At 39.5% G+C, this 14,920-nt stretch carries 15 protein-coding genes and 1 riboswitch; of the genes, 2 read left to right on the top strand and 13 right to left on the bottom strand.

Annotated elements, in window-relative coordinates; translation table 11 throughout:
* Positions 1-32: 32 nt before the first annotated feature.
* Positions 33-1,940, bottom strand: a complete 1,908-nt coding sequence (locus ADH90_RS09510; protein ID WP_049531062.1) for a DUF2207 domain-containing protein — start codon at positions 1,938-1,940, stop codon at positions 33-35.
* Between the two features lie 129 nt (positions 1,941-2,069).
* Here ADH90_RS09510 and ADH90_RS09505 point away from each other — a divergent pair, with 129 nt between their 5' ends.
* Both ADH90_RS09505 and ADH90_RS09500 read left to right on the top strand, forming a co-directional pair.
* Positions 2,070-3,635, top strand: a complete 1,566-nt coding sequence (locus ADH90_RS09505) for an ABC transporter substrate-binding protein/permease (protein ID WP_049531061.1) — start codon at positions 2,070-2,072, stop codon at positions 3,633-3,635.
* Complete coding sequence (locus ADH90_RS09500) at positions 3,635-4,375, top strand: amino acid ABC transporter ATP-binding protein (protein WP_000081949.1); 741 nt, start codon at positions 3,635-3,637, stop codon at positions 4,373-4,375. Before ADH90_RS09505 ends, ADH90_RS09500 begins: the two co-directional genes overlap by 1 nt.
* 359 nt (positions 4,376-4,734) lie before the next feature.
* Here the strand turns inward: ADH90_RS09500 and ADH90_RS09495 are convergent, their stop codons facing one another.
* The 12 genes from ADH90_RS09495 to ADH90_RS09435 form a co-directional block, all read right to left on the bottom strand.
* Positions 4,735-4,950, bottom strand: a complete 216-nt coding sequence (locus tag ADH90_RS09495; protein WP_001140700.1) for a hypothetical protein — start codon at positions 4,948-4,950, stop codon at positions 4,735-4,737.
* Between the two features lie 105 nt (positions 4,951-5,055).
* A complete protein-coding gene (locus ADH90_RS09490; protein ID WP_000243418.1) occupies positions 5,056-5,952 on the bottom strand; it encodes an SPFH domain-containing protein in 897 nt (298 codons plus the stop codon).
* 82 nt (positions 5,953-6,034) lie between these two features.
* A complete protein-coding gene (gene ilvA, locus ADH90_RS09485; RefSeq protein ID WP_049531060.1) occupies positions 6,035-7,285 on the bottom strand; it encodes a threonine ammonia-lyase IlvA in 1,251 nt (416 codons plus the stop codon).
* 80 nt (positions 7,286-7,365) lie between these two features.
* Positions 7,366-8,388, bottom strand: a complete 1,023-nt coding sequence (ilvC, locus tag ADH90_RS09480; protein ID WP_045763621.1) for a ketol-acid reductoisomerase — start codon at positions 8,386-8,388, stop codon at positions 7,366-7,368.
* Between the two features lie 217 nt (positions 8,389-8,605).
* On the bottom strand, positions 8,606-9,082 hold the full coding sequence (gene ilvN / locus ADH90_RS09470) for an acetolactate synthase small subunit (protein ID WP_001253809.1): 477 nt from the start codon (positions 9,080-9,082) through the stop codon (positions 8,606-8,608).
* Positions 9,075-10,775, bottom strand: a complete 1,701-nt coding sequence (locus ADH90_RS09465) for an acetolactate synthase large subunit (protein ID WP_049527360.1) — start codon at positions 10,773-10,775, stop codon at positions 9,075-9,077. Before ADH90_RS09465 ends, ilvN begins: the two co-directional genes overlap by 8 nt.
* Positions 10,776-10,986: 211 nt before the next feature.
* Entirely contained in the window at positions 10,987-11,676 is a 690-nt protein-coding gene (gene rplA, locus ADH90_RS09460) for a 50S ribosomal protein L1 (protein WP_001085672.1), read from the bottom strand.
* A gap of 96 nt (positions 11,677-11,772) precedes the next feature.
* On the bottom strand, positions 11,773-12,198 hold the full coding sequence (gene rplK, locus ADH90_RS09455) for a 50S ribosomal protein L11 (protein WP_001085808.1): 426 nt from the start codon (positions 12,196-12,198) through the stop codon (positions 11,773-11,775).
* Between the two features lie 193 nt (positions 12,199-12,391).
* Positions 12,392-12,874 carry a GNAT family N-acetyltransferase gene (locus ADH90_RS09450; RefSeq protein ID WP_049531122.1) on the bottom strand — a complete coding sequence of 161 codons (483 nt, stop codon included), beginning with the start codon at positions 12,872-12,874 and terminating at the stop codon, positions 12,392-12,394.
* Entirely contained in the window at positions 12,849-13,268 is a 420-nt protein-coding gene (locus ADH90_RS09445; RefSeq protein WP_049531058.1) for a chromosome partitioning protein ParB, read from the bottom strand. The genes ADH90_RS09450 and ADH90_RS09445 overlap by 26 nt, the downstream gene beginning before the upstream one ends.
* Before the next feature lie 26 nt (positions 13,269-13,294).
* Positions 13,295-13,945, bottom strand: coding sequence for a phosphatase PAP2 family protein (locus ADH90_RS09440; RefSeq protein WP_049531057.1), 651 nt, complete (start codon positions 13,943-13,945; stop codon positions 13,295-13,297).
* A complete protein-coding gene (locus ADH90_RS09435) occupies positions 13,935-14,498 on the bottom strand; it encodes an ECF transporter S component (RefSeq protein WP_049531056.1) in 564 nt (187 codons plus the stop codon). The genes ADH90_RS09440 and ADH90_RS09435 overlap by 11 nt, the downstream gene beginning before the upstream one ends.
* A gap of 163 nt (positions 14,499-14,661) precedes the next feature.
* A riboswitch (FMN riboswitch) is annotated at positions 14,662-14,896 on the bottom strand.
* Between the last annotated feature and the right edge of the window lie 24 nt (positions 14,897-14,920).

Here is a 14,920-nt window from a genome sequence, read left to right as displayed (position 1 = left end):
ATCATACTTTTAAAGGCTGTGTTGAGTTTTCTTTAGAAAGCACCAATACTTCCACCACCGCCACCGCCTGAAAAACCTCCTCCAGAGCTACCGCTTCCAGATGATACAGAGAAAGTACTTGCTGTATTTGCGACACTAGCATAATGGCTCATTTGTGCTGTTGAATGATAAAACATACTGTTCCAGCCATAAGCTACATAGAGATTGATATCTGGATTTTCCACTTGAATCTGATGCACCTTCATCAAACGGCTGACCTTGTCCGCGTAGCCAAATAAGGTCGCATAGACCAAGAGGCGATTCCAGACCACAATACTTTCCAGCTCAGCCTGATCCAATCGCGCAATCTCACGTAACATATTTTCAAAACTGGTCCAGAGATAATAGACCTCTGCCCCTGCTTCATTTAGGACACCATCACGATTATCTAGTCGAAGCTTCCAATAATAGAAAACAGCCAAAACTAAACCTAGAAAACCAAGTACTGGCAAAGGGAGGTAAAAATAAGCATGAACATCTAAACTGTACAAGAACAAACCAAATCCGATAAATAGAAGTAGGATAGTAGAAAGTCCCATACCCACTTGCAAGGCCTTTTCCACACCAGTTAAAGGACGATAGTAATCTGGGAGTCCCCAGAAGGTAACCCGATTTCTCACTCCTTCTTGCATCTCTTTCAATGCTTCTTCGAAAGAGGATTTGAGCTGACGTCCCCTTGCTTGAATCCGTTTTTCATCAGCAGCTTTGGCTCCGCGATAAAGACTCTCAGATACCTTGTAATCCGCGAACAAATCGGAAAGAGTTGTTTCTTTTTTGCCTGAAAAGGCCAGATTTAGGCAGTCTTTTTCAAAGCTTGACAAACCATCTTCTTTTACCAGCCTCAAACCAACTGCGTCTCCCTCTGAAATAATAGAGACATTCCCACGGTCAATCACATCTAACAAGGTAGCTTGAATAAGTTGGTCAAAGGTGAATTTACCTGCTCCTTTGGTTAGAGGACTCACTTCCTCCAAGGAGGTCGAGTAGACAGCCTCTGATAAAACCATAGGCTCTAATTCCATCGGCGGTTCATAGAGACGATGATTTTTGGCATATTTGACTGAAGGAGTGGTTTTTCTTCTATAGGTAAAATAGAAGCAGATACTCAATAACAAGGAGATGGAAAGTATTGAAGGAAACACCCAAGTAACGAGTTGTTTACTCTGATCTTTTTCTCTAACAATCGACTCTTCTATCTTATTAAACTCTTCTAAACGATTCCCTTTTAAGCCCTGATCTGTAGCGCTAGCAAAATCAGTTCGAGGCCAGTAGGCATGCAACTCAACTCCGCGCTTAGACGGAAGATTGTCTAAACGAATCGTATAGTCATGATCACTCTGTTCAATCCTTCCCTCTCTATAGAGTTGCCCTGTGTGGAAAAAGAGTTTTTCGGCCCCATTATCTCCCATCACATGAAACTCAAATTTTTCAATAGATTCTGAACTATCTGTTAAGGGTTGCCAATTTAATTCAGCGATATCATCATATAAGAAAAGAAGATTTTTCAATTGCCAGGTAAGTTCCACTTCGACCCTGTCCCCTTCCTGACCTGGATTATAGACTTTAACAGTATAACCATTCGTTTCTTCTGTCACTTCGCTAGTAAGATTTTCGATTTTATGACCATTTTTAGAGGCCTCAACCTTTGGATGAGGATCAATTTCAAACCCGCTAGGCATCTTACCTGCACGACCAAGCCCCACGATTTGACCATTAAAATCCTCCTCGAACTGGTAAACTATCTTCTGACTAAATTCCGCTGTATTATCTGCATGAATATTCAAATCTCCCTTATAAGATAGAATATCAAAAGATAGAATATCAAAGTCTACAGCAAAAACCAGGTGAGGTACCAATAGCAAACAGGCAAACACCAAAGTAAATAGCCATCTTTTTTTCATCGTAAACTCCCTTTCAAGTTTTTCACTATTATATCATTTTTTACAAGTAAGGGTTTACTAAGATTGAAAAAGTTCCGCTTTTTCGATACAATAGAGAGAAGCAATTTTAGACTAGAAATAGGAGAAATCATGAAAAAATTATGCTTAACTATCCTTGCTAGCCTGGCCCTTACTTTAGGACTAGTTAGCCAGGTCCAAGCCGATGAATATTTACGCATCGGTATGGAGGCAGCCTACGCACCCTTTAACTGGACTCAAGATGACGACAGTAACGGCGCTGTCAAAATCGATGGAACCAACCAATATGCTAATGGTTACGACGTCCAAATAGCTAAAAAGATTGCTAATGACCTAGGTAAAGAGCCCTTGGTTGTTAAGACCAAGTGGGAAGGACTTGTTCCAGCCCTTACTTCTGGTAAGATTGATATGATCATTGCAGGTATGAGCCCAACTGCTGAACGCAAACAAGAAATTGCATTTTCAAGCAGCTACTATACTAGCGAACCAGTACTTTTAGTCAAAAAGGATTCTGCCTATGCAAACGCCAAATCACTAGAGAACTTTAGCGGAGCAAAAATCACTTCTCAACAAGGTGTTTACCTTTACGACTTGATTTCTCAAATTCCAGGCGCCAAAAAAGAAACTGCCATGGGTGATTTCGCACAAATGCGTCAAGCTCTTGAAGCTGGTGTCATTGATGCCTACGTTTCTGAACGTCCTGAAGCTCTAACTGCCGAATCAGCAAATGCAAAGTTCAAAATGATTCAGCCTGAACCTGGTTTTAAAACTGGAGAAGAGGATACATCTATCGCTATTGGACTTCGTAAAGATGATGACCGTATCAGCCAAATCAATGCTAGTATCGAAACCATATCTAAAGATGAACAAGTTGCTCTCATGGATCGTATGATCAAAGAGCAACCAGCAGAATCTACAACGACAGAAGAAAGCAACAGTAATTTCTTTGGCCAAGTTGCTAAAATTCTGACTGAAAACTGGCAGCAACTCTTGCGTGGTGCTGGTATTACCCTTCTCATTTCAATTATCGGTACCATCGTTGGTCTCGCTATCGGTCTTGCTATCGGTGTTTTCCGTACTGCACCTCTTTCTGAAAACCAATTTATCTTTGGAATCCAAAAACTAATCGGTTGGATTCTCAATATCTATATTGAAATTTTCCGTGGAACACCTATGATTGTACAATCTATGGTTATCTACTATGGAACTGCCCAAGCTTTCGGGATCAACCTAGACCGTACGCTAGCTGCTATCTTTATCGTTTCAATCAACACTGGTGCCTACATGACTGAAATTGTTCGTGGTGGTATTTTGTCTGTTGATAAGGGACAATTTGAAGCGGCAACTGCACTTGGTATGACTCATAACCAGACCATGCGTAAGATTGTTTTGCCTCAAGTTGTTCGAAATATTCTACCAGCGACTGGTAATGAGTTCGTCATCAACATCAAGGATACTTCTGTATTGAACGTTATCTCTGTAGTAGAACTTTACTTCTCAGGAAATACAGTAGCAACACAAACCTACCAGTACTTCCAAACCTTTACCATCATAGCAGTTATCTACTTTGTCCTCACCTTCACAGTAACGCGTATCCTCCGCTTCATCGAAAAACGTATGGATATGGATACCTACACGACAGGTGCTAACCAAATGCAAACGGAGGATTTGAAATAATGAGTCAACCAATCCTTGAAATCAAACACCTCAAAAAATCCTACGGGCAAAACGAGGTCCTAAAAGACATCTCTCTCACTATTCATAAAGGAGAAGTGATTTCTATCATCGGTAGTTCCGGTAGTGGTAAATCAACCTTCCTACGTTCTATCAACCTTCTCGAAACACCAACTGAAGGTGAAATCCTTTATCACGGTGAAAACGTACTTGAAAAAGGGTATAACCTCACTCACTATCGTGAAAAACTAGGTATGGTCTTCCAGTCCTTTAACCTCTTTGAAAATCTCAATGTTCTTGAAAATACGATTGTTGCACAGACAACCGTTCTCAAACGTGAACGATCCGAAGCAGAGAAAATTGCTAAAGAAAACCTTGAAAAAGTTGGAATGGGAGAGCGCTACTGGCAAGCTAAACCTAAGCAACTTTCAGGTGGTCAAAAGCAACGTGTCGCCATTGCTCGCGCACTTTCTATGAACCCTGATGCCATTCTCTTTGATGAGCCAACTTCAGCCCTTGATCCTGAAATGGTCGGTGAAGTTCTAAAAATCATGCAAGAACTAGCTCAAGAAGGCTTGACAATGATCGTTGTAACCCACGAAATGGAATTTGCTCGTGACGTATCACACCGTGTCATCTTTATGGACAAAGGTGTGATTGCAGAAGAAGGCAAACCTGAAGATTTATTTACAAATCCTAAAGAGGAACGTACAAGAGAATTTTTACAACGCTATTTAGGATAAGACAAAAGCGGTTGAATAAACCTCTTAAACCAAGAGTTGTTTTCCTATTCAATCCCCAATCAACATTGAGTCAAAGGCTCACGAACATAAGAATATAAAAATCAAGGTCGGAGTTTTTTATCCCGACCTCTTTTTATATACTTTAAAAATCACTTTTATCCCTTCTTCTGTTTCCTGAGCAAGTAATGCTTGTAGCTCTATTCCTAATCTTTTATTTGATTTTCATGAGTGAGATCACTCTTCTCCTGTCAACCTAGTTCATCCTAACAGATAGATTTGTTTAGTAGGTCATAGTAAGGCTATTTCGCCGTTCCATAAATAAAAGCAGACTCTAATTAGAGTCTGCTAGTATCCAAAGATTAATCTTCAAATTTTTCATGATTTTTTTCATAGAAATCAATTAATCCAAGGGCTGTTTCAAAGGAAATATTTTTAACTTTTGCACGTCCTTGAGCTAGAGCAATGATAGACATTTCACGTGCATTCGTTTCTTTAGAAATACGATAACCAGTGATCTTCTTATCACGAACCCAGCTAACAACTGATTCTACTTTTTCAAAGTTAGTCTTAGCCATGTTTTTCTCCTATTTTATTCTTTACGATATTTAATTGTATACGTTTTTATGGCATTTGTCAATAACAAAACATATATCCAATCAAATAAGACGTTAAGATTTGGTTTACTTAGCTTTTAAAGCCGATAATATATGGGTTCGTATATCTTCAACTCCGTTAGGATTTGCTGGTAAGAAAATTGTATTATTACCTTGTTTTTCTGCAAAATTATTCAATGTATCTAAATACTGGTTAGTTAACAAGATTGACATGATTTGCTCTTCAGTTAATTCAACATTAGCTCCTTTTAACTCTTTAATAGAATCAGCAAGTCCATCAACAATTGCTTTTCTTTGCTCTGCGATCCCCACACCATGTAGGCGATCCTTTTCTGCCTCTGCTTCGGCCGCTGTTACGATCTTAATTTTATCTGCTTCGGCCAATTCTTGTGCTGCTACTCTCTTACGTTGAGCAGCATTGATTTCATTCATCGATTGCTTGACTTCCGCATCCGGCTCTACTTTGGTAATGAGCGTTTTGACGATAATGTACCCATACGTTGACATTTCTTCCGCTACTTGTTTTTGAACTTCTAATGCAATTTCATCCTTTTTCTCAAACAATTCATCCAAAGTTAACTTAGGAACTGATGAGCGCAATGCATCTTCAATATAAGATTTGATTTGAGCCTCAGGTCTCATTAGTTTATAGTAAGCATCTGTAACATTTTGTTCATTTACTCGGTACTGTGTTGCAACATTCATCGTCACAAATACGTTATCTTGAGTCTTGGTTTCCACAACGATTTCACTTTGCAAGAGACGCAGTTGTACACGAGCTGCAATTTTATCAATCCCAAATGGTGCTCTTAGGTGAATACCACTATTGCTCAACTTTTGATACTTACCAAATCGTTCAATGATAGCTACTGATTGTTGTCGAACAACATAGATTGAGCTCATTAAAATAGCTCCTACAATAAGCATTAGAATAATTAGAACAAGTATAACTTTTAAAACCATGGGAATCTCCCCCTTTCTTCACTTACATTATAGCACTCGTAAATAGGTTAGGCAAATAATATGATAAAAATTTTATAGCATATTAAACAAGCATATTATATAGGGTCTCATTCCCATTCAAGTTAATATAAGATGGGTCAAATTTTTCCATTCGGTGAATCAATCCCGCATAATCATGTTTATCAGCAAGTGCGATCCCTATTAGTACTGGACCAGTTCCCTTGCTAGCTCGTTTGATATATTCAAAACGAGTAATATCATCATGAGGTCCTAAGATATCATTTACAAACTCTCGAAGTGCTCCCGGACGTTGTGGGAAATTCACTACAAAGTAATGCTTGATACCATCATAAATCAAGGCACGTTCTTCCATCTCTGGCATACGGTTGATGTCATTATTCCCTCCAGAAATGATACAACAAATGGTCTTGCCCTTAATATAATCGGATAATACTTCCAAGGCTGCAACACTAGCAGCACCCGCAGGCTCAGCTACAATCCCTTGTTTAGAATAAAGATCAATTAAGGTCTCAGAAATCAAGCCTTCATCTACACCGATAAGAGTTTCAACATTTTTTCGTGTTGCTTCATAGGTCAACTTCCCTACTTTTTGCACTGCAATCCCATCCGCAAATTTATCAATTTCTTTAAGTTTAACCGGTCCCCCAGCTTCAAAGGCAGCCTTCATAGAACGAGCACCTTCAGCCTCGACTCCAATGACCTCAATTTGAGGATTTGTTTCTTTAATATAAGTAGAAACACCTGAAATGAGACCTCCGCCTCCAACAGGTACCAAGACAGTATCAAAATCAATAGATTCTTTACGAGCTTCTTCTAAAATTTCATAGGCTACCGTACCCTGACCAGCTTGAACATAGGGATCATCAAAGGGATCAATAAAAGTACGATTTTCAGCTTCAGTAAAGTCTTGAGCAGCCTTGGCTGAAGCATCAAAAGTATCCCCTACTAATTTGATCGTCACAAAATCTCCTCCAAAGAAACGGACCTGACCAATTTTCTGTTGAGGTGTCGTAATTGGCATAAAGATTGTTGCAGGGATCTTCATCTCATTACATGTGTAGGCAACTCCTTGAGCGTGATTTCCCGCTGAAGCACACACTACACCACGTTCACGTTCCTCTTTTGTCAATTGGGAAATAGCGTAATAAGCCCCACGAATTTTAAAAGAACGGACACGTTGAGCATTTTCCTTTTTAAGATAAATTTTCGCTCCGTATTTTTCGGATAAATAATGATCGTAGTCAAGTGGTGTATTGGCTACTACACCACTCAAAATCTTGTGGGCTTTCACCACATCTTTTGCACTTAGCATAATCTCCTCCTAGATGAGTTTTCAAGATAAAAAGCGAGTTAGGTTCCCCCCAACTCGCCTTCTGTTTATATTCTTAAAAATTAGTTGTAGATCTTGAATGCATCATCGTCGTTTTTACCGACAAATGGCATTGCTTTACGCAATTCTGCACCAACTTTTTCAATTTCAAGGTTAGCTGCTTGTTCACGGTAGGCAGTCAATTTTGGACGTCCAGCTTTGTAGTCATTCACAAAGTCGTTGGCGAATTTACCATTTTGGATGTCCGCAAGAACTGCTTTCATGTTTTCTTTGACTTGTTCAGTGATTACACGTGGTCCTGAGACATAGTCACCATATTCAGCAGTGTTTGAAATTGATTGGCGCATTTTCTTGAATCCACCTTCATAGATCAAGTCAACGATCAATTTCATTTCGTGAAGAACTTCAAAGTAAGCCAATTCTGGAGCATAACCAGCTTCAGTCAAGACTTCAAAACCAGCTTCGATAAGAGCAGTCAAACCACCACAAAGAACTGCTTGTTCACCAAACAAATCTTCTTCAGTTTCTTCTTTGTATGTTGTTTCAAGAAGACCTACACGCGCTGCACCAACACCTTTACACCAGTCCATAGCGATGTCTTTAGCATTTCCTGTAGCATCTTGGTAGACAGCGTAAAGTGCTGGAACACCAAATCCTTCTTCGTAAGTGCGACGTACCAAGTGTCCTGGTCCTTTAGGAGCACACATAAAGACATCAACATCTGCAGGAACTTTGATGAATTCGAAGTGAATGTTGAAACCATGTGCAAATCCAACAGCATTTCCAGCTTCCAAGTTTGGTGCAATTTCTGCTTCGTACAATTCTTGTTGGATTTCATCTGGTGCCAAGATCATGATAACATCAGCCAATTTAGTTGCTTCTGCTACTGTGTAAGTGTCAAAACCATCTTCTTTTGCTTTATCAAAAGATTTACCTGGACGTACACCGATGATCACATCGCGACCTGAATCACGCAAGTTTTGAGCGTGCGCATGTCCTTGTGAACCATAACCAATAACGGCGATTTTTTTACCGTCAAGTGCTGCTACTTTTACATCTTTTTCGTATTCCATTTGAACTGCCATAGTTTTTTCTCTCTTTTCTATTTTTATTGCCTGTTAGGCTAGTTTAACAAATTTAAGTTGGATTCTTTTACTCAATGAAATCAAAGAGCAAACTAGGAAGCTAGCTGTAGGTTGCTCAAAGCACTGCTTTGAGGTTGTAAATAAGACTGACGAAGTCAGTAACATATACCTACGACAAAGCGACGCTAACGTAGTTTGAAGAGATTTACGAAGAGTATTAGTCGCGGGTAAATCCAGTTGCACCCGTACGAGCGATATTCTTAATACCGTAAGGTCTAATGACTCGAATCAAAGCTTCACTCTTTTCTGCATTCCCAGTCATCTGAATGGTAATGGAACTTGGAGCCACATCGACTACTGTTGCACGGAAAGGTTGGATAATAGCCAAAATTTCTGCACGTTTTTCAGCAGGCGCTGAAACCTTTATAAGAATTACTTCTCGTTCTAAGTGGGGCTGATCCGTAATATCACGAATACGAATTACATCAATCTGACGATTAAGTTGTTTGATGATTTGCTCCACCTCATCATGTGAGGCAACATCGATGATAATGGTAATCCGTGATACGTTAGGATTTTCCGTTGCGCCAACAGAAATGCTTTCGATATTGACTTGGCGTCTCGATAAGACTCCGGTGAAACGATTGAGAACACCTGAACGGTTTTGAAGTTTGGCTGTTAACATTCTACGCATTAAACTTCACCCCCAACATCTCATGATTACTCTTACCAGCTGGTACCATCGGTAAAACATGTTCTTTCCGAGAAATGTCTACTTCAATAAACATTGGTTCATCTTCCATGATGACTTCCAAATCCTTCTCAAGAGTTTCAGGATTATCAAACTTATAATTCTTAATTCCATAGGCTTGAGCCATCAATTGGAAATCTGGAAGGCTATCAAAGACTGACTCTGATGTTCGACCATCGTAGAAGGCTTCTTGCCATTGACGAACCATCCCAAGTGAATGGTTATTAAGCATGATGACCTTGATTGGAATCTTGTAAATATTTAAGATTGCCAATTCCTGATTGGTCATCTGGAAACCGCCATCTCCGACAAAGAGAACAACTTCTTTATCTGGATTAGCAATCTTAGCACCAATAGCTGCTGGAACTCCGAATCCCATTGTTCCTAGACCACCTGATGTTACCAATTGACGCTCGTTTTGGTAAGGATAGTATTGAGCCGTCCACATTTGGTGTTGTCCAACGTCTGTTACGACAATGGCATCGCCATTGGTCAACTCACCGACGCGTTCAATAACTGCTTGAGGTTGAACCACACGTTCTTTCTTATCATAAGAACGAACACGATTCTTATCTTTGGTAACTTTTTCAATCCACTTTTCAGTATTGTTACGAACGATTGGCTCAGCTAGTAACTGCTGCAAAGCCTTTTTCGCATCACCGACAACTGGAATATCAACTGCGATAATCTTACCAATCTCTGCAGGATCGATATCAATATGCGCTACTTTTGCATTCTTAGCAAAGGTTTTAGGATTTCCAGTCAAACGGTCATCAAAGCGGCAACCAATAGAAATCATAAAATCAGCCTCAGTCATGGCAATATTTGCTGCAAAGGAACCATGCATTCCACCCATTCCCAAAAAAAGTGGATGGCTAGTTGCAATTGTTCCCTGTCCCAAAAGACTTGTCACAACTGGAATTTGATAACGCTCTGCAAATTCATTTAACTCTGCTGCAGCCTCAGCGTAACTAATCCCACCCCCAGCTAGCAAGACTGGTTTTTTAGCCTTAGACAATTGCTTCAAGATTTTCTTGATTTGCATATCATTTGGCTCAAGTGTTGGCTGATAACTTGGTAAATCTATCTCTGGAGAGTAAATGAAGTCTGTCTCAAGCGCAGAAACATCTTTTGGTAGGTCAATGACGACTGGTCCTGGACGACCTGTAGTCGCAATATGCACAGCTTCTGTAATAATTCGCGGAATATCCGCAGTTTCTCGAACCTGATAATTGTACTTAGTGATTGGCATGGTGATACCAACGATATCAGCTTCTTGAAAAGCATCCTTACCGATTCCCGCTCTTGCAACTTGTCCTGTGAAGACCAAAAGGGGAACACTATCGCTCATAGCATCTGCGATCCCTGTAATGGCATTTGTAGCTCCTGGTCCGCTTGTGACGACTGCAACACCCAGTTTTCCTGTTGACTTAGCATAACCTTCAGCTTCGTGAAGACAGCCCTGCTCATGGCGACCTAGAATATGGCGGATTCCCTTAAAATTATAAATAGCATCATATAAAGGAAGTACTGCTCCACCAGGATAACCAAAAATCGTGTCGATTCCTAAGTCGCGAAGTGTTTCCAAAACAAGATCCGATCCCGACTTAGGTGAGTCTAAAATGATTTTCTCCATCGTTCCCCTTTCTCTTCTCTTAAAAATAGCTTGTTACTATGATACCATTTTTTCAAAAATTTTCAAGAGAAAAGAGCAAATTTTCTGAATTTTCTATCTAGATATTTTACAATATTAAATGAATTAGAAAGTTTATACGTATTTATATTTTTTAACAGAAAAAAGGTTGAGACAGATCTGTCTTCAACCTTTCATGTTAAATTATTACTAATTAAAGTGAGTTAACGTCAACCTTGATACCAACACCTTGAGTAGTTGTGATTGTCAAGCTTGTTACATAAGTTCCTTTAGCAGTAGCTGGTTTAGCTTTTTGGATTGTTTCGTTGAATGCTTTGAAGTTTTCAACCAACTTGTCAGCTTCAAATGAAACTTTACCGATGATCGCTTGTACGATACCTGCACGGTCTGCACGGTAAGTGATTTTACCACCTTTAGACTCTTCAACTGCTTTAGCAACATCCATTGTTACAGTACCAGTTTTAGGGTTTGGCATCAAGTTACGAGGTCCAAGGACACGTCCAAGACGTCCAACAAGAGCCATCATGTCAGGTGTAGCGATAACTACATCGAAGTCCAACCAACCGTCGTTGATTTTAGCAACAAGGTCATCTTCACCAACAAAGTCTGCACCAGCAGCTTTTGCTTCTTCAGCTTTTGCACCACGTGCAAATACAAGAACGCGAGCTGTTTTACCAGTACCGTTTGGCAATACCATTGCTCCACGGATTTGTTGGTCAGCTTTTTTAACGTCAATGTTCAAGTTGTAAGCAACTTCTACAGTTGCATCAAATTTTGCAAAGTTAGTTTCTTTTGCAAGAGCTACAGCTTCTTCTACGCTGTATGCTTTTGTGCTGTCGATCTTCTCAAGAGCAGCACGAAGTTGTTTGCTTTTTTTAGCCATTTTCTATTCTCCTTGTAAGTGGTTCAATCGATTTTCATCTCCCACGTCACTTCTCGAAATGATGAAGTCTTGCGGGTTATATAGGGATGTTATTGATTAGTCAACAACAGTGAATCCCATAGAACGAGCAGTACCTTCGATCATACGCATTGCAGACTCAATGTTTGCAGCGTTCAAATCTGGCATCTTAGTTTCTGCAATTTCTTGTACTTGTGCACGAGTAACTGTAGCAACCTTAGTTTTGTTAGGTGTACCTGATCCTTTTTCAACACCTGCAGCTTTTTTCAAAAGAACAGCAGCTGGTGGTGTTTTTGTAACGAAAGTAAATGATTTGTCTTCGTATACTGAGATAACAACTGGAATGATCATACCAGCTTGGTCAGCAGTACGAGCGTTGAACTCTTTTGTGAATCCCATGATGTTGATACCAGCTTGACCAAGAGCAGGTCCAACCGGTGGAGCTGGTGTAGCTTTACCAGCAGGGATTTGCAATTTTACAAGTTTTTCGACTTTTTTAGCCATTTTTAAATCCTCCTTTGTGGTTTTGGCGGTAATTTAGAGATTTTTACCTCCCACAAGTATGCTTTACACATACCCATCTATTATACACTATTTTTAAAAAAATGCAAGAGAAATTTTTATTTTTGACATTTCTTTCTGTTACACTTTTTTGGTGAAATCAATCTTCAAAATCTTCTACCATGATGGAAAGAATTCATTCGCTCAAAGTCAGTACAAAACTCACTCCATTTTCAGTAGCGCCACTTTCTACAAAACCAAGAGACTCAAAACAGTTTCTAGAGATACGATTGAAAGTATAGATTTCTTGAACGTTCAATTTTTTCCACCCCTTTTGCCGAGCTAGATCAATCAAAGTCTTCAATACCTTGCGTCCAAGTCCCTGATGTTGATAAGTCGGATTGCCAATCACAATAGGAAGATTCTCCTGAGATAAGGTTACATCCCCAATTGGAAGCCACTCTCCCTTTTCTCGAAACTCAATCCAGAACAAATCCCCGTGACTCTCTAAATAGGAATACATAGCATTTAATTTTTCCGAACTATAGGGTATTCTAATGCCGTCTACAAGTTCTACCAAATCCACATCTTGATACCAGGCCAAAGCTGCATCCTGATGATCTGCTAAAAAATAGGGAACTAGACGTAAGGAATCATCTATTTGAATGATTTTTGTCATCATTTTCTACTCCTAATACTAGCTCCACTGCTTGATTAAAACCATCACACCAGTTATACCATTTTGCTTCATACTCATCTTGAGGTAAGATATGATTTTTTAAATCCAGAACAGAGTATATCTTTCTTTTCTCACAAGCTTGCGCATAGAGATGATATAGTTCATCACCTCCATCTCTATCAAACTCAGCAGAAATTGTATCCTGGCCTACCAACAAAGCCTGATAAGCCCTGTGATGGCCATCTGTAATCAAGAAGCAATTTCCAAATGCAAGAACGCTAATTGGATTGATATTGCGCTTTTCTTTCGACTGATAAAGCATCTGGATATCTTTTAACTTCTTTTCTGATAAGTATAGTTGAGTCGGATGAAGATCTTTTATGTTGACTTCCATTTTATCTCCTCAAGAAGGGGCAATTCCTACTTCTGCTTTCCTTTGAAGCGCCATTGAAAACGCAGTTTATCGTAGAAAGGAAACTCCATAAACAAAACTCCTAGGCCTACACAAAGGCTAGCAATCACATCTGATGGGTAGTGAACTCCCAGATAAATTCTTGATACCAATACACTAACGAGATATAGACTTAGCAAGATTTGCACGACTTTTCTCCAAGTTGTATTCTTAATCCGTTGACTCAAAATCACAATCAAAGATCCTACCATGAGCGTCACAGCTAGAGAATGTCCACTAGGAAAAGAAAAACCTTTTTCCTCTACTAGATGTACTATTTCTGGTCTAGGTCGTTGGTAGATATTTTTAAAGGTTACGATTAAGATTCCAGCTAAAGTCAAATTCCCCAGCATGAGATAACTTTCCAGTTTCCATTGCTTACGGTAAAAAATAAAAGCTACAATGAGAACCCAAGTGATAATGACTGGGATATCAATTAAATGTGTGATTGTTCTGAAAAGGAAGGTCAAGGAAGCAGGTAAGTCACCTCGAATAGCAGTCTGGATTGGTTGATCAAAGTCAATCAGCATATTAGGGTAAAACTTGACAATATAACCTAAAATTACAAAAAGCAAAAGGGCAAAAGAGCCCTTCATCAAATATGTTTGTTTATCTTTCATAGTATTTTAAAGTTGGTTTCAAAAGGACAAACAACAACCAGAAAGAGATGGCAAAGATCATACCTTCAATCAGATTAAAAGGCAAGACCATAGTCATCAGGTAGTTGCTCAATCCTAAGATTTTCTCAATATCAAAATTAGCAAACTTAGCGTACAAAGGAACAGCATAGACGTAGTTCAGAACTAGCATAGCTAGAGTCAAACCAAGCGTACCAGCTAGTGAAGCTAGGACGAAACGCATGGTTGTTCGCTCTTTTTTCCAAATCAAACCAAAAGCAAGCACAAAGACTCCCAAGGCAACAATATTCATCGGTAAACCAATATAGGTACTAACCCCTTGATTGTTCAAAAAAATTTTCAACAAGGACCGAAGGAAAAGCACTCCAAAAGCTGCTGGTAAATCCAAGACTACCAAACCCACAAGGACCGGTAAAATACTGAACTCAATCCTCAAAAAGGATGCCGCTGGCAAAAGCGGAAAGTCAAAGTACATCAACACAAATGAAAGCGCTGATAGAATTGCAATGGTCGAAAGTCGACGTGTGTTTGTCATAACAGGTTCCTCCAATTTTCTATAAAATCAGAAGAAGTTGGAAAGGATTCCTCTATCTACTCTCTATTTTTATTTTTAAATTCCAAAAGTTTCCCCTCACTCTGTTTAAGCAAGCGGTTGCAATTTACCTATAAAAAATCAATTAGAATAGACAAAGCCATTCTTTCGTCTTCTCCCATCCAGACTATACTGTCGGTTGTGGAATCTCACCACATCAGCTTGCGCTCGCGGACTTCTTTTAGAGTAAGGAAATGGAGATTTTTCTTTTAGACTAGGCGACAAGCTGTAGGCATAACTTTTGGTTAGGCAAAGCTTGGCAACAAAGTATAAAAGGAAAAGAACATTTCCGAGTAAAAGTCACCGCCGGTCGGGAATTACACCCAGCCCTGAAGACCCCTTTATGATAACAAAAAAAGCTTGCA

This window comes from Streptococcus pseudopneumoniae (assembly GCF_001073085.1).
Classification (GTDB): Bacteria; Bacillota; Bacilli; order Lactobacillales; family Streptococcaceae; genus Streptococcus; species Streptococcus pseudopneumoniae_M.
The sequence above is the reverse complement of the archived record's forward strand: the minus strand, read 5'-3'. Positions and strand labels throughout refer to the sequence as shown.

Bases quoted from the DNA above. Each gene is read 5' to 3' on its own strand.
- ilvN (WP_001253809.1), bottom strand. From the start codon at position 9,082: ATGCGTAGAATGTTAACAGCCAAACTTCAAAACCGTTCAGGTGTTCTC.
- ADH90_RS09500 (WP_000081949.1), top strand. From the start codon at position 3,635: ATGAGTCAACCAATCCTTGAAATCAAACACCTCAAAAAATCCTACGGG.
- ADH90_RS09510 (WP_049531062.1), bottom strand. From the start codon at position 1,940: ATGAAAAAAAGATGGCTATTTACTTTGGTGTTTGCCTGTTTGCTATTG.
- ADH90_RS09440 (WP_049531057.1), bottom strand. From the start codon at position 13,945: ATGAAAGATAAACAAACATATTTGATGAAGGGCTCTTTTGCCCTTTTG.
- ADH90_RS09495 (WP_001140700.1), bottom strand. From the start codon at position 4,950: ATGGCTAAGACTAACTTTGAAAAAGTAGAATCAGTTGTTAGCTGGGTT.
- ADH90_RS09435 (WP_049531056.1), bottom strand. From the start codon at position 14,498: ATGACAAACACACGTCGACTTTCGACCATTGCAATTCTATCAGCGCTT.
- ADH90_RS09465 (WP_049527360.1), bottom strand. From the start codon at position 10,775: ATGGAGAAAATCATTTTAGACTCACCTAAGTCGGGATCGGATCTTGTT.
- rplK (WP_001085808.1), bottom strand. From the start codon at position 12,198: ATGGCTAAAAAAGTCGAAAAACTTGTAAAATTGCAAATCCCTGCTGGT.
- ilvA (WP_049531060.1), bottom strand. From the start codon at position 7,285: ATGCTAAGTGCAAAAGATGTGGTGAAAGCCCACAAGATTTTGAGTGGT.
- ADH90_RS09450 (WP_049531122.1), bottom strand. From the start codon at position 12,874: ATGACAAAAATCATTCAAATAGATGATTCCTTACGTCTAGTTCCCTAT.
- rplA (WP_001085672.1), bottom strand. From the start codon at position 11,676: ATGGCTAAAAAAAGCAAACAACTTCGTGCTGCTCTTGAGAAGATCGAC.
- ADH90_RS09505 (WP_049531061.1), top strand. From the start codon at position 2,070: ATGAAAAAATTATGCTTAACTATCCTTGCTAGCCTGGCCCTTACTTTA.
- ADH90_RS09490 (WP_000243418.1), bottom strand. From the start codon at position 5,952: ATGGTTTTAAAAGTTATACTTGTTCTAATTATTCTAATGCTTATTGTA.
- ilvC (WP_045763621.1), bottom strand. From the start codon at position 8,388: ATGGCAGTTCAAATGGAATACGAAAAAGATGTAAAAGTAGCAGCACTT.
- ADH90_RS09445 (WP_049531058.1), bottom strand. From the start codon at position 13,268: ATGGAAGTCAACATAAAAGATCTTCATCCGACTCAACTATACTTATCA.